Genomic DNA, 26828 nt, shown 5'->3' on the forward strand with positions numbered 1-26828 from the left:
TTAAAAGAAATAGAACATAGATATTTTCATGAGACGGGAAGAACATTAAAATCAGATCTAAAAGAGTTTAAAGAAAATTGAAAGTCAAACCATTTGATTATAAAAAACGAAACATGGCAGTTTGGAATGAAGTTGCACCAAGATATCATAAAAGATGGGCAACAGCAAAAAGAGGACCATTTCAGAGTACAAAAAAACTAGTAGAGTTAATTGATGTCAAAAAAGGAGATCATATTCTTGATGTTGCAAGTGGAACAGGTGTTGTTACAAAATTATTAAATCAAAAAGTAGGAAAATCAGGATTTGTAGTAGGTGCAGACACTGCAACTACTGCAATCAAAGTTGCAAAAAAATGGAATAAAAAATCTCCTAATCTATTATTTGTAAATGCAGATGCTGAAAATTTCTCATTCAAAGAAAAATTTGACATTATTACATGTCAGTATGCATTGTTTTTTTTCCCAAATGCCCAAAAGGCTCTAAAAAACATGAAAAATAGCCTCAAAGAATCAGGTAAGTTAGGATTATCCGTGCATGGACATCCAGACAGAGTCCCATATTTTGATAGTATTTTTGAGGCAGTTACTCAGTTTATTCCAAATTACGTTCCACCTGGAACTCCTGATTTTGATAGATTTGGAACCAAAAAAGCACTTAGAGATGAGATAAAAAAAGCAGGTTTTAGAAAAATCACAGTAAAGGATTACAACTTCCCATACAGTCCAGGTACTTTTGATCAATACTGGAGTAATTATCTTAGATATGTAGCAAAGCCAATTAAAGAAAAACTAGATTTACTTGAAAGATCTCAACGAAAAGAACTCAAAGAGAGGGTAAAAGAAAACACAAAACCTTACACAAAAAAGAATGGAATAATTCAATTTCCTTGGGAAGTTTTAATTTTAACAGCAAAACACTAGAAAAAGGAGAAAAAATGGCCAAAGATAAGAAAAAAGATGAAGTAGAGAAACCAAAAAAATCAGGTTTACAGGCATTTCTTAAAAAAAGAGCACCGTTCTATCTTGCTGCCGTTGCATTAATTGTAATTTCAGCTCAAAGTGTATTATCAGAGAAAAATTTTGAGAACAGTCTACCAGAATTTTCAGGAGAAGAACAAATAGCTGTAGACACTTTATTGAACTATAATGCAGGAGTAGAATCCAAATTAACTGTAAAAGAAGTGATCAAAAATCAAATAGATGAAGAATATCCAGATGAAAAAATCTATGGACACAAGAAAACTGTTCTAGACTTGTCAGTTACAAATGTAAATTCAGATGAGTATAATGTTATTTTGAATTTCAAATCATACAAGGGAGATATGAATTTTGATTGGAATGTTAACGTAAATTCTCAAGAGATTACATCAAACAATCCAGATTCAAAGCATGTAATTGATGTAGTTACATTTTCCTAGGCTCAAATTGTGATTAAATCTTTAGTGAATTTGTGCATAACAATAGGTCTTTCCTTTACAATCAAAGAATCTTCTATTCGTATTCCAAATTTATTTTCGATATAGATTCCAGGTTCTACAGTAATTGCCATATTTTCTTTAAGTTTTGTGTCACTCCTGTATGAAACAGTAGGAAGTTCGTGAACTTCCAATCCAATTCCATGACCAGTTGAATGAATAAAGTATTGTCCATAATTTTTATCATCAATGTATTTTCTGCATGCAAAATCAACATCCTTACAATTTGCATTTGGTTTTACAGCTTTTAATCCAAGTTTTTGAGATTCTTTAACAATTTCATATGCTTCTTTAGTTTGCGATGAAACATTTCCTATTGCAAATGTTCTTGTTGCATCAGAAACATATCCTTTGTATCTTAGTGTAAGATCAGTTACAACAAGATCACCTTTTTTGAACTTCCTTTGTGTTACTTGAGCATGAGGCAATGCACCATTGGGGCCTCCAGCGATAATTAGAGGATTCAGAGTAGATTTGTATCCAGTATCAAACATTTGTTGCTCCATTGCATAAGTCATCAAAATTGTTTGTAATTCTGACTCTTTTTGGCCCACTTTGATCTTTTTTGAACAGGTTTCAAACATTTCATCAATGATTTTGGATGCTTTTTTGAGGATTTTGATCTCATTTTCGTCTTTGATTATACGAGCGTTGTAAAATGGTTCTGTAGAGGATTTTATTTTTGGAATAGATTTTTTCAAAGATGTCATTATAGAGTAATTTTGGCAATCAGTACAAACGCGATTTTTCTTTATTTTCTTTACAAGCGAAGTTACAAGACCAGTTCCACGTTCTGCTGTAATTACATCACAGTCTTCAGATTCATCTTTTGCTCTTCCAACCTCAAGTTCAGGTGCAATAATGGTGGTTTTGCCATTTTTTTCTAACAGGCCTATTGCTTCGCCCCAAAACCCAGTCATGTAAAAGAGGTTTTCAGGCTCAAAAGTAACTAATGTATCACAACCGATCTTTTGGGCGTGTTTTAGTAGATTTTTTCTACGTTGTTTCACACACAAAAAACACTTGTTTCTCAATTTATGTATGATGCAAAGTTTGTATATGGAAATTCAGCCTAGATCGCTGTGACTGAAGAAAAAGAGAAGAAAAAAGTTGTTGCATTATTGTCTGGAGGTCTAGACAGTCAGCTTGCTGTTAGAATGATGCAAGAGCAAGGATTTGATGTCTCTGCAGTTGCAATAAAGACTCCATTTTGTGATTTTGATTGTGGAAGAGGTTGTGGATTTGAAATTAGAGAGAGAGCAGATGATCTTAATGTAAATTTGAAGACAGTATATCTTGGTGATGAATATATCGAGATGCTAAAAAATCCAAAACACGGAATCGGTGCTGGATTTAATCCATGTATTGATTGCAGAGCTATGATGTTTGATGCTGCAAAAAAACACATGGAAGAGATCGGAGCAGAATTTATTGTATCAGGAGAAGTGTTAGGGCAACGCCCAATGAGTCAACATAGACCTGCATTAAGAACTATTGAAAAAGAATCAGATCTTGTAGGAAAAATTGTTAGACCATTATCTGCTGCATTGTTACCAGAAACAATTCCTGAAAAAGAAGGATTGATCAAAAGAGAAAATCTTGGAATGATAAGAGGTAGAACAAGAAGGAACCAATTAGACATGGCAAAACAATATGGAATTGAAAACCCTCCCAATGCAGGAGGAGGTTGTTTGTTAACAGAACCACAATTTGGAATTAAAGCTAAAGATCTTTTTAATCATGTTGAAAATCCAACAATCAACGATATTGATTTGTTAAAAATTGGAAGGCATTTCAGATTAGACGAAGAAACAAAATTTGTTGTTGGTAGAAACAAAGATGAAAATGAAATGATCAAAGCAATAGCATTACCAAATGATATTTTACTTGAAGCAAAAGATCATGTTGGACCAACATCAATTCTAAGAGGTAAAAATGCAAAAGATCATACAAAATTTGCAGCAGCTGTAACTCTAAGATATTCAGATGCTCCAAAAAACCAATCAGAAATTGTTTTGGTAAAAAATGGAGACGATAGTGAAGAAATTAGTGCTAAAAGCATAGAAGAAGAAGATTACATAAAATTTAGAATTTAGGCGTAAATTTTTTAAAAAATTAGTTAAAACTAAGGAAGAGTTTTTGAGGGAGTAGATCGCATTTTCAGTTAGAATGCAAAAACAAGAAAATACGACATTTCTAAAGGCTATCACCATTAGAGATATCAGTGATGTACATTCGATTAAAGAAGATATCAAAAAAGATATGATTTTGATTCTTAGAGTTACACCATTAGCACAAAAAGATGTAGATCAGCTTCGTAAAGTTGTTGAAGAATTGTATTCTATTGCAAAAACTGCTGGTGCAGATATTGCAAGATTGGGTGAAGAAAGAATTATTGTTGCACCAGCTAACATAAAGATCTGGAAACCAGAGTACGATCTAAAATAATTTTATTGCTTCTTGAATTTGAGGATAATGAGCAGGAACTCTATGCATTCTTCTAATATTCATAGCAAGATTTTCTGATTTCTTTCGTTCACCATGGTTAACTAGGACTCTTCGTAATTTTGGTCTTAGTCTTTGTACAAAGGACATTAGTTGGTTGTAATCACTATGTCCACTAAATCCATCTAGCTTCTCTACTCCACAGTTGATCGTTACAACTTCAACCTTACCATCTTTTCCTAACATTGTTGCTTGTTTAGAACCATCAAGTACTCTTCTTCCCAAAGTTCCGTTTACTTGATAAGACACAAAGAGAACTTTGCTCTTTTTATCAGGTGCAATATTTTTGAAATATTCTAAAACAGGTCCACCTTCTAGCATTCCAGATGTTGCCAAGATTATACAAGGGGAGTCTTCTCTCATTGGTTCTTCTCTAGCATCTGCGTGCTCAATATTTGTGAAATATTCAGAATCAAATGGATTATCATCAGTTTCAAGAATTTTTTGTTTTAGTTCACGTGCAAGATATTCAGGATATGATTCATGGATTGCAGAAGCTTCAGAAATCATTCCTTCAGTAAATACTGGAGCCTCAATCATCTCACCAGACTTCATATAATGATCAATTACCATCATGATTTCTTGTGCACGACCAACTGCTGGAATAGGGATTAAAACTTTGCCGCCATCTGCAAGAGTGTTATTTACAGCATTAATGAAAGCAGACTCAACTTCCTGTCTACTAGGTTGAATGTCTTCTTTAAGACCATACGTACTTTCTATGAGTAATGTCTCTACTCTAGGGAAATTCCAACTAGCAGCTTCAAACAAAATGCTTTTTCCAAATTTGATATCACCAGAATAAACAAAGTTGTGATCACCATTTCCAATATGAAAGTGACATAATGCAGAACCAAGAATGTGACCTGCATTTGCAAGAACTAATTTAATGTCAGGAGAAATATCAGTTACAGTTCCATATGGCAAAGTAATTGTTTGTCTCATAATTTGTTTGACATCACGTTCAGAATAGATTGGAGTTCTTCCTTGAGCTGCTGCAACTTTGATTGCATCTAACTGAATAAGATTCATCATAGGTAGTGTTGGTTCGGTACAATAGATTGGTCCTTTGTATCCATATTTACACAATGTAGGCAAAAATCCAGTATGATCCAAGTGTGCATGACCAATAACTACAGCATCAAGATCATCTAGTGTGAGATTCAAAGAGTCCAATCTAGGAAATGCATCCATTGGAGAACGTGCTCCAGGATTTATTCCACAATCAATGAGTATCTTACTTTCAGGAGTAGACAGCAATAATGAAGATCGTCCAACTTGACCAAATCCACCAAGTGTATAAAGTGAAACTTCTGTTCTTTGGGTTAATCTAGGTCTGAAAATTTCATCTCCAACTTGTTTTAGTTGTTTACTTCTTTCAGTAGAGGCTTGTTTGAGAGTTGCATTGATTGTTTGAATAGTACGGGAAGGGACAGTTGTAGCCTTTCTTACACGTATTTTCCAGCCTGTTTTTTCAGTTACTTCAGCATGATTGAATTCTTTTGCATTTCTTTGTAATAACCAAGGTCGTTTTGCTTCAATTGAAACTTCACCTGTTGCAGTATCAAATAGAGTATTCTGTAATTTTGCATCTTCTGGAACCAAACTTGCAATAATTTTTCGGGCATCATCTTCAGGTTTTCTAATTGATTCATCAGTTCTAACAACGATTCGTTTTTTGATTACACTTACAAGATTTGAAATCGTTTCATTATTTTCCATTAGATAACGAGGAGCGTTTGTGTAAAGTGCAATTCGTGGTCCTTCGTACTCAATTTTTGTAACATTAGCTTCTTTAGGTATACTTTGCAGTATGGTGGCCATTATATTCTGGCTGCTAGGAGGTAATTCTTTTTGTTGTTGTTTTCTTTGCATTAAATCACTAAAGTTCAATGACTGCTTTCTTTTGTTCTTCAGTCAAAAGACGGAATCCGTCTTTATCCATAATTGCGATGTTAATTCCATCGCCGGTACCAATGTTTCTAACTATTGCTGCTTTTACAGCTCGTAAAGCAATTTTTTTTGCTTCTTCAACTGTAAGATCTTCTCTGTATTCTTCTTCAAGTAGACCATAGGCCACTGGTGAACCGCTACCAGTTGTAACATATGCTTTCTTTTCAACAGAGCCAAACATGTCAATGTTAAACAATGCAGGGCCTTCTGCATCATAACCGCCAACTAAGATATCAGCCATAAATGGATAGCCTCTATTTTGATGGAAGATTAATGAACAAAGTCTTGCAAGTGAATGGATTGAGATTGGTCCATGTTTTTCAACTCTATGAAGATTAGAATGATAACGTAAAATATCAACAATGTTTTGGGCGTCTGCAACACCACCAGCAAGAGTTAACCCTGCATGGTCATCAATTTTTTGAATTTTCATGGTGTTATTGTTTGCAATAAAGTATCCAGCACTTGCTCTCATATCTGCACATAAAACGACACCGTCTTTTGCCTTGATACCTACAGTGGTTGTCCCGTGCAGAATTTTTTCTTCGACATTATTTGACAAAAAATACACCTATTAAGATAAAGTAAATGGCATTTCACCCTTTTAAATAACTTTTTGATCTCTGGAAATCATAAATAATGACAAAAAATCAAGATCGCATGAAATCACATACAATGGAATTGCCTAGGCAGATTGTTGTGGGAGAGAAGAACATAAATGAATTTGGAGAGTTTTTGCATAATTTAACTAAACCAAAAAAAGTTTCTCTTATTTCAGGAATACATGTAAAAAAAGTTCTTAGACAAAGAATTGAAAAATCATTGAAAACAAAAAGAATCAAGTTTGTGTGGCATACATCAAAAGATAATCAAATTAGTACTCTAAACAGAATTGAAAAAGAAGTAAAAAAAGATCGTAGTGATATGATTGCAGGGATTGGTGGTGGAAGATCTGTTGATACTGCAAAATTAATTTCTTTTAATTTAGATATTCCATTTGTTAGTGTACCAACTGCTGCATCACATGATGGAGTTTCAAGTCCATTTGTTTCAGTTAAAAGTGATAAACCACATTCAATTGTTGCAACGGCTCCACTAGGGGTTTTTGTAGACATAGATATTATCAAAAAAGCACCATCAAGATTACTTGCTAGTGGTTGTGGAGATTTGGTGGCAAATATCATTGCTGTAAAGGATTGGCAACTAGGTCATCAAAAGACTGGAGAATATTATGGAACTTATTCAGCAGAATTGGCTATGATGAGTGCTATGATGGTACTAGATAATTCAAGTAAATACGCAAAAAATGGATTAGATGCAAGAGTGATTGTTGAAGCTCTAATTAGTGCAGGAGTTGCATCATGTATTGCAGGAAGTAGCAGACCATGTTCTGGTGCTGAGCATCTATTTTCACATGCATTAGATAAAATTGCACCAGGAAAGGGATTACATGGAGAAAAATGCGGAATAGGTTCCATTATGATTGCAAAACTACAAGGACAAGATTGGAAAAAAATTGTTAAGACGTTAAAAGATGTGGGAGCGCCAACTACTGCAAAACAAATTGGTTTAACTGAAGATCAAATTATCGATGCTTTAATTATTGCACAAGACTTGAGGCCTGAAAGATATACAATTCTAAAAGAAGTAGAGATGACAGACAGAAAGGCAAAAAGTCTTGCAAAGAGTACTAAAGTGATTTAGTTTAAGCAGCCTTTTGTTCAGGTGCTTTTTCTTTTGTTTCAGGTTTCTTTTCTTTAGTTTGTTTGTTAACATGAGTTTCAACAAAGTTTACTTTTTCCAAAGTAGGAACAAATTTGAAGATGTCTAATTGAATAAAGTGCTTCATAATTTGTAAACCATCTGCACGAAGAATTTCTTCAGGAATGGTTATGCTTACTTCTTTATCTTTCAAATCAAATGAAATTTTTGAGTCCTCTACTGGAAGTCTATTTTTTAGAATTCCATCAACTTTATCATTTGGAGAATCAAGTGATTTGAGAACATTTACATCAAAAAGAATTGTTTTTCCTGCATATCTGTGATTATAATCAATCTGAACTCTTCCTGAACCAATAAAACGAATTATTCCACGTTTATTATCAACTTCAATAGTATCACCAACTGAAACTTTTTCTGCATCTTCACCTAGTTTTCTAATTGGAATCATTCTGACTTTACCAGAATCTCTTTCACCAAATCCTTTCTCAGGTGTAACTTCAACTGTAAGTTTGTCACCTACAGCTGTTTTTGCAAGAGCCTCATCAAGCCCTTTTAGAACTGGATATGAAACTTCGCCAATTGAAACTAGTTTTGGCTGATACTTGACATTTTGCTCATGAATAGAATATTTTTTTGCATCCTCTTCGAGAGTTGTATCAAATACTTCTTCACTATCTTTGACCTTAGCTGTATAATCAACTAGGATTAGTGAACCTTTATCGAAAGTCAATGTGATCGGTCTCGAATTTCCTTATATTAAGTTAACAGGATTTTAGAGAGACTTTAGTTTTTCTTCAGCAGTCTTTAGTCCTGCTTGAGCATCTACTTCATATCCCATCATTGCTAATGTTGATGAAATTGCAGAGATTGTTCTCATTACATGATATGGACTAACTTCACCCATACATCCAACTCTAAACACTTTACCTTTGAGATTTCCAAATCCGCCTGCAACAAGAACTTTGAATTTGTTTGCAAGTGTATTTCTAAATATCTTGTCTTCAAGACCATCAAGATAGTTTAGTGCAACAATAGAGATTGAACGATCTTCTTCTTTTGCAAATGGAGATAATCCCATAGCACTAAGTCCAGAGTATAATGCATCTGAACAAACTTTGTGTCTGGTGAATACATTTTGTAGTCCTTCTTCAAGTAAAATTGCTAATGCTTCTCTGTATGCATAAAGTAAAGGTAATGCTGGTGTGAAAGGAGTGTGTTTTTCCTCATCATAATATTTGAAGTATCTTGCTAGATTGAAATACATTGTATTTGGTGGGTTTTCTTGCATGTATTTTTTAGCTCTTGGACTAACAGAGATTGGAGAAATTCCTGGAGGAGCTGCAATTGCTTTTTGTGCTCCAGTCATACATACATCAACACCCCATTTATCAACTGGAAGTGGCGCTCCTCCTAAGAGTGATACAGAGTCTACTACATAGAAAGCATCATTTCTTGAGGTTAAGTCAGATATTCTATCAAGATAGTTTACCATTGTTCCTGTTGAAGTTTCATTATGAACAACATAGAATGCCTTAACATCTTTGTTATTGTCAAATGCTTCTTTTACTTGATCAAAAGTTGCATTTTGTCCTGGAGGAGTTTCAAGTTTTACAACGTTTGCTCCTTGACCTTCAATTAATTGAGATAGTCTATTACTAAATTCACCGTTTACTGGAATGATTACTTTATCGCCTTTCTTAACTAAATTAACAACACCGGCTTCAACTGCACCAGTTCCAGATGCGGACAATGCTACAATATCATTTTTAGTTTCAAAGACTTGTTGAGTTTTGTCAACTACATCAGTGTATAATTCAACAAAATCATCACTTCTGTGGTTGATGATTGGTGCTAACATTGCTCTCATAACGCGATTAGGTACGTTTGTTGGTCCTGGAAGCATTGAAAGATATTCCATGTGTTATCTACCAGTCAGTACTATACGGGGTTTATTTATAATTAGAGATTTTTTAGACGTTCTTTGGCATTATTAGATATCAAAAAATTTTCTGTGCCTTTGGGAACTAGTGCATTCCAATTCTGATCGCTAATTATCAAATCCCTGACATTTGTTCCAGATAATTCGTCTCTTTTCAAAAAAGGAATTGACAGTACTTGGACATCTCGTTTTGAATACAGATGATTAGTTAATTCATCATTTGAAAACACAATATCAAAATCTGGAACTATGGCATCTATTTTTTTAATCCATCTTACATGATTATCCAAGTCAGGAATGAAATAGATTGAAATTTTTTCTTTCATGGAATCATCTATTGATGATAGAATCATTTCTTTACGTTCTTCAGCTGAGAAAGGATTATTCTTTTCAGTAGGTTTGTTTGAACTTCCCAAACCTAGCCATAATTTATCAACTTTTGATAAAGCAAATCGTAATGCTTCAAGATGACCCAAATGGAAAGGTTGGAATCGTCCTATTAGTAATCCATTCATACAAAAGAATAGAAAATTTCTTTTTTAAAAAACTATCATAAAGAGTCGTATAAAGAAGGAATCATGGATTTTTTAAAAATTAATGGAGCACATGGTGAAGGAGGAGGACAAATAATTCGTTCTGCAATTACTCTTTCATGTATTACAAAACAACCAATTCACATTGAGAATATTAGGAAAAATAGAAAAGTTTCTGGATTAAAACCTCAACATCTTACAGCAATTAAAATTCTAAAAAAAATTTCAGATTGTAAAGTAATTGGTGATGAAATTGGTTCTACGGAATTAAAATTCATTCCAGGAGAAATTAAAAGTTCAAAATTATCTGAAGATGTAGGAACAGCAGGAAGTATTTCACTAATTTTACAAGTTTTAATTCCAATAGTAGCAATATCACAAAAGAATCTTGAGATTTCAATCAAAGGTGGTACAGATGTACAATGGAGTCCAACAATGTTCTATACACAACATATTTTGAGAGAAGTATATTCAAGAATGGGGATTAATTTTTCATTTGAATTAAAGAAGAGGGGATACTATCCAAAAGGAAATGGAGAAGTTAATTTAGAAATTAATCCATCAAACGTTAAAGCAATTTCATTATCAAAAAGAAAAACAAATCGGGTAAAAATTCTATGTACATTTTCAAAAATTCCAAATGAAAAAATTGAAAGTGAAATTAAAAAAATTAAAGAAAAACTAAATGAAAGTTTTGTTGTTGACGTAGAAATCAAAGAAGAAGCATTAGACTCTGGTGCGTCTTTATTAGTTTACAGTATTGATGAGAATTCAATTATAGGAATTGATTCATTATTTGATAAAAAAATAGAGAGTTTTGACGTAGATCTTGATGGATTTTTAGAAGATATAGCAGTGGATGAGAATCTGGCAGACATGATTGTAGTTCCAGCAAGTGTGGCCAAAGGCAAGACAATCTTTCAAGTCAAAAAAATTACAAAACACTTGGAAACCAACTTGTTTGTAACATCAAAAATTTCTGGTTGCAAATATGGAATAGGCAAATTACCTAATGGTTTTGAAGTAATTATTGAAGGAACATCATACTCCAGCATCAAGTAATGCTGCAAAGAATAGTATTGCTACAGATAGAACTACAGTAATTTCTCCAAGAATAATGATTTTTTTTCTTAATTTTTGAATTTGAGGTTCAGGCATTTGGTTTGACATTATTTTATCTTCAACATCTTTTCGAATTACTCGAACATGAACAATGTATGTAATAATTAGTGCAATTACAAGAAGTATCTTGATTATAAGAAAAGTTCCATAACTTGTTGCAACAAGAAGTTCTGGTTTACTTAGTAACACATGAGAACTATACAATCCTGTTGCCATCAAAATAATTAATGAAGGGACAGCTACTTTGTTAAATCGTCTTCCAACACGAATCATAATTTGCATTCTTTCTTCAATTGAGTTTGTCATAGTTTTGAGAAGAGGAGAAAAAACTATTCCAATGAATAATGATCCACCTACCCAAATTGCAGCTGCAACAAGATGAATCCAAGTAAGAATTGCTTGCTCTATTGCTGCCATAGTTTATCATATTTTGAATGAAATATTATGTATTTGGATCTTGACAACCTTTTTTAGTTGTACGTAATTTGATAGATTGAAATGGCACTTCAGAGCAGAATGACAGTCTATGTTGCAATAGCAGGAGTTCTTGCCTTGATGGGAGGAATTGTATTCTATGCTAGTTTAGATAATGCTCAGTTAGAACAAGCAGAGATTGAATTGTTTAGTGTTGAATTGATAGATGTAGATAATGTAAAAAATCAAGCAAAGTTTGATGTTACATTTCTTGTAAAAAATCCAAGTGATAAAGCATTTACTGTCGGAGTAATTGATTATCAACTTTTTACTGATGGAGTTGAATTGGGTTCGGGTCAATATTCTGCAATGGATGTTGCATTACCAGGAAGAGCAGTATTTTCTTCAGGGGATCAAATACCATTGAAGAGCATATTTGTATTAACAAAATCAGAAACTAGTCCAGAAATTTACGAAGATATGATAAATGAAAGAATCAATAGTTTTTCTGCTGAGGGTATGCTCACTACTCAGACTTCGTGGAGTACTATTGACAAAGAATTCAGTACTGGTTTTTAATTAAAAAGTGGGCCGAGAGAGATTCGAACTCACGATCACCGCCGTGTCGAGGCGGTATCCTAACCAGCTAGACTACCGGCCCATTGAAATACAAAACTAAATTGTGGCATTATTAACGTTTAACAAAAGAAAGGATGAATAAAAAGAAGAAAGGCGTGAATTAGTTGGAAGATAATTTTACTGAAGAAGAGAAAAAAGGATTCTACAAGGCAATTTATTCAAGAAGGGATGTAAGGTCTCATTTTACATCAAGGCCTATTGAAGATGAGGTTCTCTCAAAAATTCTTCATGCAGCACATCATGCACCATCTGTAGGATTCTCACAGCCATGGAATTTCATTCTGATAAAAGATATTGAAACAAAAAAGAAGATTAAAGCATCATTTGAAGAAGAAAAGAATCGTTCATCACAATTAGTAGAGGAGCCAAAGAGATCAAAGTATCTTTCATTCAAACTAGAAGGAATTTTAGAATCCCCGGTAAATTTGTGTGTAACATATGATCCATCAAAATTTGGCCCATTTGTGATAGGCAGATCCAGCATACCAGAAGCAGGATTGTATAGTGTATGTTGCGCAATTCAAAATTTATGGTTATCAGCCAGAACAGAAGGAATTGGTCTTGGATGGGTAAGCATTTTATCAAATGAAACACTAAAAGAAAATTTAGAATTACCAGAACATGTTGTTCCTGTAGCGTATTTGTGTTTAGGATATGTAGATGACTTTGCAGAAAAACCAGATCTTGAAACTGCTGGTTGGTTACCAAGACTTGATCTAAAAGACGTAGTATACTTTGAAAAATGGAATGACCAACAAAACGAAAGTTGGAACAGTATTCAAAAAATGATCAAAGAAAATCTTGACTACGCTTAAATAATTAAGAATGTTTTTTTTGCTGGGCTTGTGGCGCAGAGTCAATTTGACGCGAAACATGGATAGCGTGGTAGCCTCCTAAGTTACAGGTCGAGGGATCGAAGCCCTCCAAGCCCGTTTTGTTTTTTGTTCTAGAAATTTAAATAGAAAAAAGATTGGCTCTAGTTATGAAAGTTGTAGTAATTTCTGGTAGTCCAAGAAAAAATGCAAATACACAGATTATAATGAAATATGTTTACGAATACACAAAATCAAAGAATCAAGATGTTAAACTCATCAATTTATCTGACGGACAAATTGAATGCTATAGAGGTCCTGAAGAAGAATATAATCAAGCAACAAAAGATGCTGCTAAAGACATTATGGAGGCAGATGTATGGCTAATTGGTTCCCCAATTTACAATTCATTTTTCAGTTCTGCGCTCAAAAACTTGTTTGAATATATCAATTACAAGGAAACTGCAGGAAAGGTTGCAGGAATGGCAATTTTGGCTGCAGGAAATATAGGGTTCATTGATGTTCAAACATTAATCACTCAGTTATTGTCATACTTCAGAGTAATCACAAATCCAAAAGCCGTTTTCTTAACTACAGAATCAATAAATGAAAATAATATTTCAGAAGATGGACAAACTAGACTAAAAGAAATGGTTGATGAGACTTTGAAAATGGCAGAAAAACTAGAAGATTAATCAATATGATTTTTAAAATATATAAATTCTAACATGGAAAAAATTTCAAATGTTTTTTGAATTATATAGATTTTAAAATATTGAAAATTTATTTGATAAAATTCTAAAAATTATCAAATCCAACATGAACATACTTATTAAAAATTAATTTTGGATTTAAGATATCTCTGAGTTTTCCAAATATTACATTGAAAAACTGTAAAAGTCAAATACTAACAATAACTAGAAAATATACAATTGAGTAACAAAAAAGATCCCACAGAACTATGTTCATGTAAATGTCATTATGGGGGAGCAGAAAGTTGTCCAGATTGTAAGAATAATCATGGAATTGTTTGTTCCCATTGTAAAGAATAGATTATTTCTTTTTTGATGCTAACATTTTCAAATTAGCTAATTCAGTTTTTAATGATTCAATCTGTACAAGAGTTTGTAGATTAGAAATTTCTTGATTTAATCTTTCAATTTCACTGTCTTTTAGTTTTACAGTTTCTTTTAGATTGTTTAATTCAGAAGATAATTCAGTTTGAACTTGTTTAATTTCTGAAAGACTTACTTGTGTACCAGTTGTTGTGGTTTGAACTGTTTGTGCGTTACTCAAGCTTTTTTTTTCGCTGTGATGGGCATGTTTATGCATGTAGTCTGTACTTTTTTGAGATATCCAGCAAGTAAATACCAGGAACCACATAATTGGGACTGCCATAATGAATACAAAGTTCAGTATTGGGGCAAAGTCTACAAAGTATGGCCAAAGTGCAGTCAATATTGCTGCAAACACAGCAGTTACAACTGTAGCCAAATGGTTTCCTAAATATCCCATAAATGATTTGAAAAATTCATTGTTTATAATAGTAATGGTGAAATTCAGAGAATAATAATAATTAAAAAGAAAAAAGAGCCGAATTTACTCGTCTTCTTCAGAAGCAGTTGTTGCTTTAGGCATATCAGATTGTAGGATTTGGATTTTTTGTAATAATTCAGTTCTTAGATCCCTTGCAACTCTTCTTACAGTAGGTCTTGGAACACCAAGCTCATCAACAACTTTGGTATAGATGTCTTGTTTGTCAGTTACCCCTTTGTCAAGATATGAATTAATTGCTTCTTTAATGATCGTACTCTGGTTTGTGCGATTCAACGAATTCTAAATTCTAACTGTTCTATATAAGACTATAACTTTTGAAATTTCAAAATTTTAATTTATAAGAAATTCATACTTTTCATTACAAAAAAATTCAAAGTCTTCAAAATAGTTATCTATCAACGAAAAACGTACTGAGAGTTGTAGATTTTTCAAAATAGATATGCAATCTATAAGAATTATCAAAAGTATTTTCGCAAAAGACTCTTATGATAATAGTTCAGAGTACTTCATATGACTACAGCAAATATTGAAACAAATTTTGGAAAAATTTCGTTTAAGCTTCTACCAGATTTGGCTCCTGAGACAGTAAGAAACTTTGAAAAATTAGCCAAAGATGGATTCTATGATGGAACATTATTTCACAGAGTAATACCAGGATTTATGATTCAAGGTGGAGACCCAAATACAAAAACAGATAACAAAAGTTCATGGGGTACAGGCGGTCCTGGATACAATGTAAAAGCAGAATTCAATTCGAGATCTCATTTACGTGGAATTGTTTCAATGGCTAGAGCACAAGATCCAGATAGTGCAGGCTCACAATTCTTCATAGTTACAGCTGACAGTACATTCCTAGATAGACAGTATACTGTATTTGGAGAGGTCACTGAAGGCATGGATGTAGCAGACAAAATTGTAAATCTCGAGAGAGACGGCAACGATTGTCCTTTGGAAAAAGCACAGATGACTCGTGTAACTGTGGAATAAATGAATTCAAAAATTTTTGCAGTTTTAGTTATTGTTTCTCTTGTAGCTGTAATTCCTACAGCTTATGCACAAGTTTCAATTGCAGAAAAAGCTGATCAGAAATTAGTTGAAGTTAGGATTGACTTGGAAGGAAATGTTCATGTGACACATGTAATTGATGATACAAAATCGCCTAAACAGGTTGATTTGATATCTGGAACAGTTTCAAATATTTCAGTCATAGATAAACAGGGAGGAGAAAAACAATTCTCAGTTGTTGGAGATAATAATGCAGTGTTAATTTTACCATCTAACGAAGATTCTATTTTACAATATGAGCTTGATGATGTTATTTCAGAAATAAATGATATATGGACATGGGATTTTTTGTATCTTGAAAGTACTTCTTTTATTTTACCTGAAGAAGTTGATTTGGTATTTGTAAATGAAAGACCTGTTTATCTTGGGGACATGAAAGGAATTAATTGTCATGGATGTCAGATGTTATTAGAATATTCTATAAACAAATTACAAATCAAACAAAACGTAGAATGGGAAGATAAACAATTTCTAGTAGAGATTGTTAGTAATTCCAATGTTGATAATTTTGTTTTTGATCAACCATCAAAGAGTATTGCTTTTGATGTTTCTGAAAAAAATAGATTTGTTAATACTGTGATCCCATTGGAATTACTATGGGGCCCTTATTCTGTATTTTTAGATGACGAAAAAATGTTTTATCAAGAATACTTCAATAATGGAACACATGTTTGGGTGACAATTGTTCCGGAAACATCAGGAGAAGTAACAATAATTGGAACAACTGTAGTGCCTGAATTTTCAATAATGTTACCATTAATCATAGGATTTTTTGTAATTCTTGCTATGCCTTTTATGAAAAAATTTAATCTCCGCTAGAACCACATGAACAAAATCCATACTCGTCAATTCTAACATCACAAACAGGGCATTTTTCACCATAATCTACTTCCCATGGTTCTTTTCCAAATAATCTAAAATGATCATCAATTTCAATTGGAATTTCTCGTTTCTTTTCCAATAATTTGTATAGGTGTTGCAACTATACATACATTATCGGAGAAAATAATGAAAATCGAATGTGGATGTCATTGTATCAAATGTGGAAGCACAAATTTAGAATCCAATAGAGTCGGAGAGATAGAGAAAGACGGATATTTTGATATGCATCACACATGCAATGAATGCAATACACATTTTGATCACTTAGATGGAGAAATTTTTTCTAGTTGTGAAAAATGTAATTTTTCTAGTTAGTGATTAAAGATTCTTCAACAAAGTAATGAGTTCTATTCTCATTAGAGTTTTTTAAAATTTCTTTATTTGATGCCATTTTTGCTAATGCTTTTGACACATCTAAAGGACTGGCTGCCCAACCATATTCAGATAATTGTTCAACAACTTCTGAAACTGTTCGAGGTGAATCAAAGAATCTACTAGTTTCCAAAATACGTAATTTTGATTTCACTTCATTTGCTGCAATACGTGTAGGTTCATTAAATTCTGGTTCAAATATTTCTGCATCATCAAGAGATTCTAAACCAGATTGAGTGGGAATTTCAATAGGAGTTGTAACAGGTTCAGTTTCATAAACAATTTTTGCATGACTTTCAGGCAAATGATTTGATATATTTTGGATAATTTCTCCTAAAGTTTGATTATCAACGTAAAAATCTCTAGAATCAACCTCAATTTCATTCTCTCCTAGCTTGAGTTTTATTCTAGCCATCATAAAATAATCATGTAATTTTGATTTATTTTACTAGCTCTAAGGAGCTTTAAGAGTAAATCAAATCTTTTACACAATTTATTGGGATTTTTTTCCCTTTGGGTTAAAATGCAATTTTTTCAAAATTAATCATGAATTCATCAAAGAAGGGTGGATTGATTGTTCTCTTCATTCTAGGAATGAGTATTTTTGGATATTCACAATACGCTTCAGCATCCCAAATAGGAATAAGCGTAACTCAGAGTGAATTATTGAGTGAGAATGAAAAAGGAGCAGAATACAATATTGAATTACAATTTGAAAATCCTTCATTGTTAATTTTAACTTCAGGCACAACTGAATTCTTTGTTATTGCAGATGAACAAATGGTGGGCAAAGGTCAGTTAGAACCATTCACAGTACAACCTCTAGATAGCACTCATGTTAAGGGAATTTTTCACACAGATTCAGATGGTAAAGATGTTCAATCAGTAAAAATTACAGGTGTGACAAAATACGATGCATTCTTCACATCAATTGATATTCCATTTGTATATTATCCAACAGAAGAACAAGCAAGAGAATTTATACATCAAGATTAATTTCTTGACAAATGCTTACTGTTTTTGGTTCAACAGCACTAGACACAATTAGAACTCCAAAAAAAACACTAAAGAATGTTTTAGGAGGAGCTGCAACTTTTGCTGCAATCTCTGCAAGTAATTTTGTAGATACAGGACTAATTGCAGTTGTAGGAAAAGATTTTCCAAAACAACACCACAAAACTCTATCAAAATATCTTGATTTAGAAGGATTATCCATTAAAAATGGAAAAACATTTCGTTATGATGGAAAGTATGATGATACATTAAGTACTAGATCAACACTAAAAACAGAACTAAATGTGCTAGCAGATTTCAAACCTACAGTACCTGAGGCATATAGAAAATCTCAATTCGTGTATTTAGCAAATAATGATCCTGAACAAAATACGGCATTAATCAAAGAATTCGATAAAGTAAAATTTTCTATGTGCGATACAATTGATTTTTGGATTTCAACTAAGAGAAATGCGGTAATCAAGATGATAAAATCTGTAGATGCAGTTGTGATTAATGATGAAGAAGCTAAACTTCTCACAAAAGAATTCAACTTGATAAAATGTGCAAAAAAAATGATGCAATGGGGCGCAAAGTATGTTATTATTAAAAAAGGAGAACATGGTTCGCTCATGTTTTACGATGACGTTATCTTTCCAACTGCGGGTTTTTCATTAGAGGATGTAGTAGATCCTACAGGTGCAGGAGACTCTTTTGCAGGTGCCATGATAGGTTATCTAGCAAGTAAAAAATCAACTAGTCTATCTGAGATCAAAAAAGCAGTGATATATGGTAATGTTTTAGGTTCATTTGCAGTTGAAAAATATGGATTGGAAGGTTTGCTGAAGATCAAAAATGGAGACATTACAAAAAGAGTCAAGATGTATGAAAAAATGATCAGATTCTAAAAAGACTTAAGTTCAATAATTTCTCAAATTAATTTATCATTGTCACAAGAAGTAACTGAAGACAGACTAGATACAATTTTTCAACTTCAAAAAGGATTATCAGAAATGATGAAGCTGGACAGATATCCAAAAGATGCAGAAGGACGAGTATCTGCATTATCTACTGCAATAATGCATGAAGCAGTAGAATTGCAAAGAACTACCAACTGGAAATGGTGGAAAACGCCAACAAAATTCAATGAGGCTGAAGCAAGAGAAGAGTTAATCGATATTTGGCATTTTGTAGTTCAAGCATCACTGGAGTTAGATCTCACACCAGATGATATTGTAGCTGAATACAAAAAGAAAAATGAGATCAATAGAGAAAGACAAAGAAATGGATATTAAGAAATTATAGTTTTTTAGAAATTACTTCAAGATTAGTTTCATCAATCAAATCAACAATTGAAATATTTTTTTGAAAATATTCTATCATATCTTTAGAAACTGTAAGATAAGGATCTGGACTAACTGAATTAATTATTCTAGAATTTTTATCAATTCCATTTTTGTGTAATTGTAATAATGAATGACCAGATTTATGACCCCAAACTTCTTTCCCACAAAGAATTATTTTTGTTATATTCTTGTTTTCATAAACATACTGTATCATACTATCAATTCCCTTATTCTCTGAAAATAGTCTTCCAATAATTGCCACCTTAGACAATAATTCTGAATCCTTCAAATCATCAAGTAGAGAGATGCTTGCAAGTGTGCATATTGCAATTTGTGAATTGGGATTTCCAAGATAAAATTCCTGTTTTATAGGCAGAACAACCTTACAAATTTCTCCAATAATGTTTCCAAGGCTATTCATTTACTAAATCACGCACAGTTTTTGCGATATATTCAACATTTTTGGCAGACACGTTTGGATGAACAGGTAATGACAGAACATGTTTTGATGCCCAATCAGTATTTGTTAATTTTGATTTTATTTTGTAGATAGGAATTTTATGAACTGGTATTGGATAATAGACTGCAGCCCCAATTCCTTTTGAGTTTAATTTCTTCAAAATCGAATCTCTATTTTGTGTAGTGATGGTGTACAATCCCCAGTTGAATTTTTCATTTTTTCCCTCAATAGGAATTTTTATTTTTGTATCAGATAATAAATCAGATAGTAATTTTGCATTACATCTTCTTGATTGAATAAACTTTGGTAATTTTTTAATTTGGATTTTAGCTATTGCTGCATTAATTTCAGGCAGTCTCAGATTTAATCCAAATATTTTAGAATCGTATCCTTTAACCATTCCATGATTTCTAATCATCTGTAATTTCTCATAGAGTTTTTTACTATTAGTAACTATAACACCACCTTCGCCAGAAGTAATAACTTTTCCAGGATACAAACTATAACACCCAAGTTCAAAAAATGTTCCAGTTTGTTTTCCTTTTAACGTAGAACCAAGTGACTGTGCAGCATCCTCAATTATTGAAAGATTATGTTTTTTTGCAATTTCTTTAATTCTATCAAGTGACGATATATGACCATACAAGTGTACTGGCATTATTGCTTTGGTTTTTCTAGTGATTTTTTTTGTAATGGATTCGGGATCAATTGTAAAATTCTCTTTTAAAATGTCTGCAAAAACAGGTTTTGCACCAGTAGAAGCAATAGCATTTGCACTAGCAACAAATGTAAAAGAAGGAACAATTACTTCATCTCCTTTTTTGATATCAAGTGCATATAGTGCTGCTTGTAATGCAGCAGTACCAGTATTTACTGAAACAGCGTATTTAGTTTTAACAAAAGATCTGATTGATTTTTCAAATTCCTGTACATTTTTTCCTCCATCTTTTGAGGCAGAAGTGAGTCCGCCTGATTTTACTACTGAGACTACGGCTGAAAGTTCTTCTTTGCCTAAAATAGGTGTGTTAATTGGAATTTTCACAAATTTTGTCCTTAGTACTAGTGTATAAAGACAATTACTACGCATGAATTTTTATATTTCAAAATTTGGCAATCGGCATAATGAAATCACGTCATCTAGAAAAGACAGACAAAGGGTACAAAGTTTTTCTGTATATTTTCTATGTTTGTGGATTCATCATGGGATCATCACTAATCTTTGGGGTATATGTGACAATGATTGAATGGATGGAAAATGGAACATATGTAATGGGAGAAGCCATTCATAATACAACAATACCGTTTGAAAATTTTGCAAGAGTATCAACTTGGATATTTTTTTCTACAATAATTGGTTGGTATTGTGTATCTAGAATAGGTTGGAGAAGAACTGCAGGAAATAAAATTGTTGGAACACGAATGGCGTTATTACAATTAATGTTACTAGGATTTTCAATTATTACATTGTTTGAAGTAATGTACAACTTTTCAGTATTAACTGCTCAGATTTCTGCAGGAATAGTTGATGGAATACTACCAGATATTGACAAATTATCAATTGCATATCCAGACCCAGATCGGCCTTGGAATACAATTTTTGCAATCAAAATGTTTCTAGCAGCGTTCATCATTAGTACTCATGCATTCTATCTGAGTACAAAACCTAGAAAGCTGTTAGATGAACCAGAAGTTTAGTTTTTTGAAAATTTTAAGACTTTTCTTTGAGTATGCTGTAATATAATCATGGGATTATTTGGTAGAAATAAAAATGAATTAAAATGTAAAAAATGTGGGACAGTACTTTCAGATTCAGAGAGATTAAAAAAACATCAAGAAATAGCCCATAACAAGAAAAAAGAAAAATGCAGAGTTTGTGGAACAGAATTTAACACTCAAGAAGATTTGAGAAAACATAAAAAAAATTGTAAATAGATTTTTGATTATTCAGAAAGTCCTGATTCATACTTTGGCTGTCGTTTGAGAGCCTTTTCGATTGCTTCTAGATTTTTTATCTCATTTTTTGAGTTCATAGTCAGAGTTTTGATCATTTCTGTGCCTAATTGTACGGATTGTTCAGGTAATGTCTCTAAGAATTTCTCAAGACCTTTTTTGTAATTTTCAATTAATTCCAATCCTTCTTCAAGAGTCATAACAATAATTGAGATATCTTCTATTCAAAGGTTCTAATTTTTCAAAAATTCTTTGAATAACTTTATACGTTTACTACTCAAAAGTTGATTTGGTTTGGACATAACTGAAAAAGTAGATTTGATTGAAAGACCACCTACAGAAGAAGTTGTTACACGTGATGAATTAACTGAGTTGTTTAAAACAAATTCATCTCCAAAGCATTACATTGGTTTAGAGATTTCTGGTTTTTTACATCTTGGTAGTTTAATTAGTACAGGATTCAAAATTAATGATTTTGCAAAAGCTGGTGTAAAGTGTACAATATTTCTTGCAGATTGGCACACACTAATCAATGATAAATTAGGAGGAAATTGGGAAACAATTTCAAAAGTTTCAAAATATTATCAAGATGCTTTCAAATTGGTTTGTCCTGATGCTGAAATTATTTTAGGCTCAAAACTTTATGAAGAAAAAACAGAATATTGGTCAGAGCTTGTGAAATTTACAAAACACATGTCATTAGCTAGAACAATGAGAACTCTAACAATTATGGGTCGTTCGGAAAATGAAGAAAAAATTGATGTTGCCAAATTACTTTATCCAGCAATGCAAGCAGTTGATATTCATTCTTTAGAAGTAGATATTGCACATGCGGGGATGGATCAAAGAAAAATCCACATGCTAGTCAGAGAAATATTTCCTAAAATGAAATGGAAAGTGCCAGTAGCTGTCCATCATAAATTATTGCCTGGATTATCCAAGCCTGCAGACACAAGTGATTCACAAGTTTTAGGTAAAATGAGTAAATCTGATCCAAATTCTGGAGTCTTTATTCATAATACAGATGAGGAAATAAAGAAAAAAATGAACAAAGCTTGGTGTGAAGAGGCAAATATACAAAATAATCCACTATTAGAAATTGCAAAGACAGTGATTTTTCATGAATTTAACGAGATGAATGTAGAAAGATCTGAAAAATTTGGAGGAAACGTATCATATCAAGATTATAATCAACTTGAAATTGATTTTGCTGAAAAAAAATTACATCCAGGAGATCTAAAGCAAACAGTTGGAAATTATTTGGTAAAAATAATATCTCCAATTAGAGATAAGCTTGATCTGACTGAAGAATTACATGAAGCAATTAAGAAAAGTTACTAAACTTTAAGATCTGGATTAGTCTGTTCTTCTAAATTGTATTTTGATTTGTATCCTCTTGGATTTATCATCAAATCTTTGTAAGAATATGTTGATGAATTACCCACTATTACAGTACTAGTCATTCCTAACTTGTCTGAATGATTTGGTAGATTTTCTAAATCAGTTATTACAATTGATTCAGATTCTCTATATGCACCAACAATAATTGCAACAGGTGTTGTAGGTTTTCTATATTTTAATAGAATTTTTCTAGTATCTTGTAATTGATGGACTCTTTTCTTACTAGCAGGATTGTAAATTACAAGAACAAAATCACCTTTTGCTGCAGACTCTACCCTATTTTCAATAACTTTCCATGGAACTAACAAATCACTCATACTTACTACTGCAAAATCAGACATTAGTGGTGAGCCAACAATAGATGCACAGGAATTTAGTGCAGACACACCTGGAACCACTTCTACTTGTAGTCCATCTTTTGGATCCCAACCACCTTCGGCTAAAGTTTCATAGATTAGTCCAGCCATCCCATAAATTCCAGGGTCTCCACTTGATACAAGAGAGACAATTTTTCCTGACTTTGCAAGGTCAATACATTGATGAGCTCTTTCAACTTCTTGAGTCATTGCATAACGATAAACTGTTTTTCCTTCAATTAGATCTGAAACTAGATTTACATATGTTTCATAACCAATAATGATATCACTTTCACGAATTATTTCTTTAGCTCTAAATGTCATATGATCATTATGTCCAGGACCAACACCAACAATATTCAATTTTCCAGTCAAATTTACAACAAATCATCTTGCAAGTAATTTATCCCTTTAGAGAATTATTGAAAGGGATCTATGAATGGACAGTTTACTATATGATCACTGTTAGTTGGTCGTGTTATGCTAACCGTTATCAGATCATCTGCACGGAATGAATCAATATCAGATTTTGTTTCAAGAATTTTCGCATTTTCAGAATCATTCCATTCAATTAGATAGATTCTCCACATTGGACTGTAATTTTCATCGCCTAATGACGCTGCAGCAATTCCTGCTTGAAATCCTAATGGACCTGTGCCTTTAATTCCATTTTTGAATTGGAAAAGATCAACTGCTCCTGAATGTGCAATTAGATTTGCTGATGTTGGAGATGAAGTTACTCCCATCATCTCAGCCGGTCCAAATGGGGTGGCATCAGTTACAATATAGTAAATTGTTCTTCCATCAGGTCCCCATCCTCTATGAGCAACAAATGTAACAGTCATTTCTTCTTCATTAATTTCAGTAATTTGGCCTCCTCCATAGGGCATATCATCAGCAATTTCTTGATCAGCACGTACTTGCATCTGTCCACCAGGCCATACAATATGGGGAGTGTTTAGGACAACTCCTGTTTCATCAAATTCAATTCTACCATTTTCTTCTGCTGCAATTACATCATTAGCAGATTCAAATACAATCTCTTTTTGACCTGTCTTCCATGTTACTTCTATTACAGAAGATAATGCACTGTATTCTGATTCTTGTTGTGGAGTACTGGAAAATATTTCATTTTGGAATCCATAGAGTCCTTCTCCTTTAACTCCATTTTTGAAAACAAATATTTTTTGTAGAGCATCTTCTGGAACGTCAGCCAAAACAGGTGCAAGTTCTACATTCCATTCCTGTTTTTCTGATAGTTCTCTTGCATATTCTTCATCGCTTCCATCAGTAATAATGTACAAGACTTTTTCACCACCATAGATTCCTTCATGTATTGGAATTGTAGCTGGAACATTTGCTCTTGAAAGTAACGACATTGGTTCTTCTTTTTCTAATTCAATTTTTTGCATAATAACTTCAGTTGGTTGTCCTCTAATCCACCCATCAACACTTACAGTTGAAGTGAATTGTTTGGAGTTAGGAGAATGCAATCCAAGTGCAGCTCCTGTAAATTCAAAGGAACCAGACTTTTCTTGTAAATCAATTAGTGATAATCCATAAACAGTATTTCCATCAATGCTCCAAGTGGGTTGGCCTTTTGCATCATCTGAGTTAATTTCATGTAAAACAACAATTTGAACAGGTTCACTTGAGGTAAATGTCATAGAACCATCATAGATTGTGCCTTGATTAGGCGACAAAATTAGAGATAATTGATGATTCTCATGTCCCTGACCAGGATCTTGAGATGATGTAAAAGTTTGTGTAAAGTGGATCTTTTTTCTAGAACCTGCATCAGCAAATTGATCTGATAATGAGGAAGCTGTAATGATGCTTGTTGCAAAAATCCCAATAATCAATATGGCAATTAATTTTCTCAACAAATTTCATGGAGATTATTCCCTTAAATGATTTTATCTTAATTGATTTTATCTAATGCAAATGCATTGTGTAATGCACGAACTGCTGCATTTGTATCAGAGTTTTTGACAACAAATGCTAGATTTAGTTCAGATGAGCCTTGAGTAATCATTGAAACATTTACTTTGTTTTTCTCAGCTGCACCAAAAACTTTAGAGGCGACACCTACAGTTCCACGCATTCCTGAACCAATAAGTGCAATAATTGCGACATTTGTTGTAACTTCTAATTTCTTGATAATCTTTCCTAAAAGTTCCATTTCAAGTGAACTTACAGCTTTATCAAGATCAGCATTCTTAACAACTATTGTTATACTAGATTCTGAAGGATTTTGAGATATCATCATTACATTGATTCCAGCTTTTGCTAATGTTGCAAAAATTTTTGCAGCGGTACCTGGAGTTCCAACCATGCTTCCACCTTGAATATCTATTAGGCCATTGTTTCTGACATTACTAACGCATTTTACAGTGTTTTTTACAGATGGTGATGGAGAAGCTGTAACCAAAGTTCCTTCATTTTTTAGATTAAATGAACTTCGAATCTTCATTGGAATTTTCTTTGATAACAGAGGCTCAAATGTGCGTGGGTGTATCTGTTTTGCACCAAATAATGCCATTTCTATTGCCTCTATGTATGAAACTTCTTTGAGCAATTTTGCGTTCTTGACTATTTTTGGATCTGCAGTCATTAGACCATCAACATCACTCATCAACCAAATTTCATCTGCTTTAATGCAAGTTCCAATAATTGTTGCTGAATAATCTGAACCACCTCTTCCAAAAGTAGTAACATGGCCATGTTGATCTGCACCAACAAAACCACCTACAACAGGTACTGTTTTCTTTGAAAAAAGATTTTCTACATTTTTTGATACTCGTAATCTGGTCGTATCAATTAGTGGTTTAGATTCACCAAAGTTAGAATCAGTTACGATTCCTACTTCTTTTCCAGTTAGAGGTACTGATTTTTTTCCTGAATCATTTACTGCCATTGAAACCAATTTTATTGATAATCGTTCACCAAATGAAAAGAGATAATCCATAGTTCTTGGAGTAACTTCACCCAATAGGACCATTCCATCAATTAATGCAACAAGTTCTGCAAAATCATCATCAAAGTTTTTTAATAATTTTTTTCGTAAATCAGCTTTTTTGATCGTTTGTTTTGCTAATTGTTTATGTCTATTAGTTATCTTTGATGCAAGTTGCTCAGCTTTTGATTTATTTTCTTTTTTTATTGATTGAGATATTTCAATTAGATCATCTGTTGTTCCACTAGTTGCAGAACATACAACTACAATTTGGTTTTTCTTTGATAATGAATTTAGATGGTTAGCTACTGCTCGAATGTCTTTTGCAGACGAAATTGATGTTCCGCCGTATTTTATTACAAGTCTCATTTCAAAAT

At 32.8% G+C, this 26828-nt stretch carries 34 protein-coding genes and 2 tRNA genes; 18 read left to right on the forward strand and 18 right to left on the reverse strand.

The features are described 5' to 3' along the window. Positions 1 to 77 precede the first annotated feature (77 nt). Positions 78 to 920, forward strand: a complete 843-nt coding sequence (locus NMAR_RS09205; protein WP_012216104.1) for a methyltransferase domain-containing protein — start codon at positions 78 to 80, stop codon at positions 918 to 920. Between the two features lie 14 nt (positions 921 to 934). Then, the gene (locus NMAR_RS09210; RefSeq protein ID WP_012216105.1) at positions 935 to 1417 is read left to right on the forward strand and encodes a hypothetical protein; all 483 of its coding nucleotides are present in this window, start codon (positions 935 to 937) and stop codon (positions 1415 to 1417) included. 2 nt (positions 1418 to 1419) lie between these two features. Here the strand turns inward: NMAR_RS09210 and NMAR_RS09215 are convergent, their stop codons facing one another. Next, positions 1420 to 2484 carry a M24 family metallopeptidase gene (locus NMAR_RS09215; RefSeq protein WP_012216106.1) on the reverse strand — a complete coding sequence of 355 codons (1065 nt, stop codon included), beginning with the start codon at positions 2482 to 2484 and terminating at the stop codon, positions 1420 to 1422. A gap of 72 nt (positions 2485 to 2556) precedes the next feature. On the opposite strand from NMAR_RS09215, the gene NMAR_RS09220 reads away from it, so the two are divergent. After that, positions 2557 to 3570 carry a DUF814 domain-containing protein gene (locus tag NMAR_RS09220; RefSeq protein WP_012216107.1) on the forward strand — a complete coding sequence of 338 codons (1014 nt, stop codon included), beginning with the start codon at positions 2557 to 2559 and terminating at the stop codon, positions 3568 to 3570. A gap of 73 nt (positions 3571 to 3643) precedes the next feature. After that, entirely contained in the window at positions 3644 to 3922 is a 279-nt protein-coding gene (gene sepF / locus NMAR_RS09225; RefSeq protein ID WP_012216108.1) for a cell division protein SepF, read from the forward strand. Here the strand turns inward: sepF and NMAR_RS09230 are convergent. Beyond that, the gene (locus NMAR_RS09230) at positions 3914 to 5854 is read right to left on the reverse strand and encodes a beta-CASP ribonuclease aCPSF1 (RefSeq protein WP_012216109.1); all 1941 of its coding nucleotides are present in this window, start codon (positions 5852 to 5854) and stop codon (positions 3914 to 3916) included. The two genes, sepF and NMAR_RS09230, sit on opposite strands and share 9 nt — an antisense overlap. Before the next feature lie 7 nt (positions 5855 to 5861). Then, positions 5862 to 6494: an archaeal proteasome endopeptidase complex subunit beta gene (gene psmB, locus NMAR_RS09235; protein WP_012216110.1), complete on the reverse strand. Its 633-nt coding sequence runs from the start codon at positions 6492 to 6494 to the stop codon at positions 5862 to 5864. A gap of 77 nt (positions 6495 to 6571) precedes the next feature. On the opposite strand from psmB, the gene NMAR_RS09240 reads away from it, so the two are divergent. Continuing rightward, the gene (locus tag NMAR_RS09240; RefSeq protein WP_012216111.1) at positions 6572 to 7636 is read left to right on the forward strand and encodes a sn-glycerol-1-phosphate dehydrogenase; all 1065 of its coding nucleotides are present in this window, start codon (positions 6572 to 6574) and stop codon (positions 7634 to 7636) included. Position 7637: 1 nt separating this feature from the next. Here the strand turns inward: NMAR_RS09240 and NMAR_RS09245 are convergent, their stop codons facing one another. Genes NMAR_RS09245 through NMAR_RS09255 form a run of 3 tightly spaced genes read right to left on the reverse strand, consistent with a single transcriptional unit; the run spans position 7638 to position 10108 of the window. Then, on the reverse strand, positions 7638 to 8384 hold the full coding sequence (locus NMAR_RS09245) for a peptidylprolyl isomerase (RefSeq protein WP_012216112.1): 747 nt from the start codon (positions 8382 to 8384) through the stop codon (positions 7638 to 7640). 42 nt (positions 8385 to 8426) lie between these two features. Then, a complete protein-coding gene (locus tag NMAR_RS09250; protein WP_012216113.1) occupies positions 8427 to 9572 on the reverse strand; it encodes a pyridoxal-phosphate-dependent aminotransferase family protein in 1146 nt (381 codons plus the stop codon). A 41-nt stretch (positions 9573 to 9613) separates the two neighbouring features. Next, on the reverse strand, positions 9614 to 10108 hold the full coding sequence (locus tag NMAR_RS09255) for a nicotinamide-nucleotide adenylyltransferase (protein WP_012216114.1): 495 nt from the start codon (positions 10106 to 10108) through the stop codon (positions 9614 to 9616). Between the two features lie 63 nt (positions 10109 to 10171). On the opposite strand from NMAR_RS09255, the gene rtcA reads away from it, so the two are divergent. Further along, positions 10172 to 11188 (forward strand): RNA 3'-terminal phosphate cyclase, encoded by a 1017-nt coding sequence (gene rtcA / locus NMAR_RS09260; RefSeq protein WP_012216115.1) that lies wholly within the window; start codon positions 10172 to 10174, stop codon positions 11186 to 11188. Here rtcA and NMAR_RS09265 read toward each other — a convergent pair. Further along, complete coding sequence (locus NMAR_RS09265) at positions 11168 to 11665, reverse strand: CopD family protein (protein WP_012216116.1); 498 nt, start codon at positions 11663 to 11665, stop codon at positions 11168 to 11170. The two genes, rtcA and NMAR_RS09265, sit on opposite strands and share 21 nt — an antisense overlap. A gap of 99 nt (positions 11666 to 11764) precedes the next feature. On the opposite strand from NMAR_RS09265, the gene NMAR_RS09270 reads away from it, so the two are divergent. Beyond that, positions 11765 to 12241, forward strand: coding sequence for a hypothetical protein (locus NMAR_RS09270; protein WP_148680359.1), 477 nt, complete (start codon positions 11765 to 11767; stop codon positions 12239 to 12241). Between the two features lie 8 nt (positions 12242 to 12249). Here the strand turns inward: NMAR_RS09270 and NMAR_RS09275 are convergent. After that, a tRNA-Val gene (locus NMAR_RS09275) sits at positions 12250 to 12323 on the reverse strand. 82 nt (positions 12324 to 12405) lie between these two features. On the opposite strand from NMAR_RS09275, the gene bluB reads away from it, so the two are divergent. The 3 genes from bluB to NMAR_RS09290 all read left to right on the forward strand — a co-directional run bounded on the left by bluB (position 12406) and on the right by NMAR_RS09290 (position 13808). After that, positions 12406 to 13116: a 5,6-dimethylbenzimidazole synthase gene (gene bluB, locus NMAR_RS09280; RefSeq protein WP_012216118.1), complete on the forward strand. Its 711-nt coding sequence runs from the start codon at positions 12406 to 12408 to the stop codon at positions 13114 to 13116. Positions 13117 to 13140: 24 nt separating this feature from the next. Continuing rightward, positions 13141 to 13233, forward strand: a tRNA-Arg gene (locus NMAR_RS09285). 50 nt (positions 13234 to 13283) lie between these two features. Continuing rightward, entirely contained in the window at positions 13284 to 13808 is a 525-nt protein-coding gene (locus tag NMAR_RS09290) for an NADPH-dependent FMN reductase (RefSeq protein ID WP_012216119.1), read from the forward strand. 358 nt (positions 13809 to 14166) lie between these two features. Here NMAR_RS09290 and NMAR_RS09295 read toward each other — a convergent pair whose 3' ends face one another. After that, complete coding sequence (locus NMAR_RS09295) at positions 14167 to 14628, reverse strand: hypothetical protein (protein ID WP_012216120.1); 462 nt, start codon at positions 14626 to 14628, stop codon at positions 14167 to 14169. Between the two features lie 84 nt (positions 14629 to 14712). Next, positions 14713 to 14943: a hypothetical protein gene (locus tag NMAR_RS09300; protein WP_012216121.1), complete on the reverse strand. Its 231-nt coding sequence runs from the start codon at positions 14941 to 14943 to the stop codon at positions 14713 to 14715. Positions 14944 to 15180: 237 nt separating this feature from the next. On the opposite strand from NMAR_RS09300, the gene NMAR_RS09305 reads away from it, so the two are divergent. Together NMAR_RS09305 and NMAR_RS09310 are read left to right on the forward strand one after the other, a co-directional pair. Continuing rightward, positions 15181 to 15657 (forward strand): peptidylprolyl isomerase, encoded by a 477-nt coding sequence (locus NMAR_RS09305; protein WP_012216122.1) that lies wholly within the window; start codon positions 15181 to 15183, stop codon positions 15655 to 15657. Continuing rightward, the gene (locus tag NMAR_RS09310; RefSeq protein WP_012216123.1) at positions 15658 to 16554 is read left to right on the forward strand and encodes a hypothetical protein; all 897 of its coding nucleotides are present in this window, start codon (positions 15658 to 15660) and stop codon (positions 16552 to 16554) included. Here the strand turns inward: NMAR_RS09310 and NMAR_RS09885 are convergent. Both NMAR_RS09885 and NMAR_RS09320 read right to left on the reverse strand, forming a co-directional pair. Continuing rightward, the gene (locus NMAR_RS09885; protein WP_185736579.1) at positions 16541 to 16696 is read right to left on the reverse strand and encodes a hypothetical protein; all 156 of its coding nucleotides are present in this window, start codon (positions 16694 to 16696) and stop codon (positions 16541 to 16543) included. The genes NMAR_RS09310 and NMAR_RS09885 overlap by 14 nt on opposite strands. 228 nt (positions 16697 to 16924) lie before the next feature. After that, on the reverse strand, positions 16925 to 17404 hold the full coding sequence (locus NMAR_RS09320) for a hypothetical protein (RefSeq protein ID WP_148680360.1): 480 nt from the start codon (positions 17402 to 17404) through the stop codon (positions 16925 to 16927). A gap of 131 nt (positions 17405 to 17535) precedes the next feature. On the opposite strand from NMAR_RS09320, the gene NMAR_RS09325 reads away from it, so the two are divergent. Genes NMAR_RS09325 through NMAR_RS09335 form a run of 3 tightly spaced genes read left to right on the forward strand, consistent with a single transcriptional unit; the run spans position 17536 to position 19277 of the window. Then, the gene (locus NMAR_RS09325) at positions 17536 to 17985 is read left to right on the forward strand and encodes a hypothetical protein (protein WP_012216126.1); all 450 of its coding nucleotides are present in this window, start codon (positions 17536 to 17538) and stop codon (positions 17983 to 17985) included. 11 nt (positions 17986 to 17996) lie between these two features. Further along, the gene (locus tag NMAR_RS09330) at positions 17997 to 18890 is read left to right on the forward strand and encodes a PfkB family carbohydrate kinase (RefSeq protein ID WP_012216127.1); all 894 of its coding nucleotides are present in this window, start codon (positions 17997 to 17999) and stop codon (positions 18888 to 18890) included. A 39-nt stretch (positions 18891 to 18929) separates the two neighbouring features. Further along, positions 18930 to 19277 carry a dUTPase gene (locus tag NMAR_RS09335; RefSeq protein ID WP_012216128.1) on the forward strand — a complete coding sequence of 116 codons (348 nt, stop codon included), beginning with the start codon at positions 18930 to 18932 and terminating at the stop codon, positions 19275 to 19277. A gap of 4 nt (positions 19278 to 19281) precedes the next feature. Here the strand turns inward: NMAR_RS09335 and NMAR_RS09340 are convergent, their stop codons facing one another. Continuing rightward, the gene (locus NMAR_RS09340) at positions 19282 to 19749 is read right to left on the reverse strand and encodes a tetrahydromethanopterin S-methyltransferase subunit A (protein WP_012216129.1); all 468 of its coding nucleotides are present in this window, start codon (positions 19747 to 19749) and stop codon (positions 19282 to 19284) included. Further along, positions 19742 to 20875, reverse strand: a complete 1134-nt coding sequence (locus tag NMAR_RS09345; protein ID WP_012216130.1) for a DegT/DnrJ/EryC1/StrS family aminotransferase — start codon at positions 20873 to 20875, stop codon at positions 19742 to 19744. The genes NMAR_RS09340 and NMAR_RS09345 overlap by 8 nt, the downstream gene beginning before the upstream one ends. 35 nt (positions 20876 to 20910) lie before the next feature. Between NMAR_RS09345 and NMAR_RS09350 the strand changes: the two genes are divergently transcribed. Together NMAR_RS09350 and NMAR_RS09355 are read left to right on the forward strand one after the other, a co-directional pair. Further along, complete coding sequence (locus NMAR_RS09350) at positions 20911 to 21483, forward strand: hypothetical protein (protein WP_012216131.1); 573 nt, start codon at positions 20911 to 20913, stop codon at positions 21481 to 21483. A gap of 48 nt (positions 21484 to 21531) precedes the next feature. Then, a complete protein-coding gene (locus NMAR_RS09355) occupies positions 21532 to 21720 on the forward strand; it encodes a C2H2-type zinc finger protein (RefSeq protein ID WP_148680257.1) in 189 nt (62 codons plus the stop codon). 8 nt (positions 21721 to 21728) lie between these two features. On the opposite strand, the gene NMAR_RS09360 is transcribed toward NMAR_RS09355, so the two are convergent. After that, positions 21729 to 21938: a hypothetical protein gene (locus tag NMAR_RS09360; RefSeq protein WP_012216132.1), complete on the reverse strand. Its 210-nt coding sequence runs from the start codon at positions 21936 to 21938 to the stop codon at positions 21729 to 21731. A gap of 94 nt (positions 21939 to 22032) precedes the next feature. Between NMAR_RS09360 and NMAR_RS09365 the strand changes: the two genes are divergently transcribed. Then, positions 22033 to 23079, forward strand: a complete 1047-nt coding sequence (locus tag NMAR_RS09365; protein ID WP_012216133.1) for a tyrosine--tRNA ligase — start codon at positions 22033 to 22035, stop codon at positions 23077 to 23079. Here the strand turns inward: NMAR_RS09365 and cobJ are convergent. From cobJ to NMAR_RS09380, 3 genes are read right to left on the reverse strand one after another with little or no spacing between them, the layout of a single operon-like run. Continuing rightward, entirely contained in the window at positions 23076 to 23870 is a 795-nt protein-coding gene (cobJ, locus tag NMAR_RS09370) for a precorrin-3B C(17)-methyltransferase (RefSeq protein ID WP_012216134.1), read from the reverse strand. The genes NMAR_RS09365 and cobJ overlap by 4 nt on opposite strands. 44 nt (positions 23871 to 23914) lie before the next feature. Continuing rightward, positions 23915 to 25378, reverse strand: coding sequence for a DUF7482 domain-containing protein (locus NMAR_RS09375; RefSeq protein ID WP_148680258.1), 1464 nt, complete (start codon positions 25376 to 25378; stop codon positions 23915 to 23917). Positions 25379 to 25416: 38 nt separating this feature from the next. Continuing rightward, positions 25417 to 26820 carry an aspartate kinase gene (locus NMAR_RS09380; protein WP_012216136.1) on the reverse strand — a complete coding sequence of 468 codons (1404 nt, stop codon included), beginning with the start codon at positions 26818 to 26820 and terminating at the stop codon, positions 25417 to 25419. Between the last annotated feature and the right edge of the window lie 8 nt (positions 26821 to 26828).

The sequence above is a fragment of the Nitrosopumilus maritimus SCM1 genome, from assembly GCF_000018465.1.
Taxonomy (GTDB): Archaea; Thermoproteota; Nitrososphaeria; order Nitrososphaerales; family Nitrosopumilaceae; genus Nitrosopumilus; species Nitrosopumilus maritimus.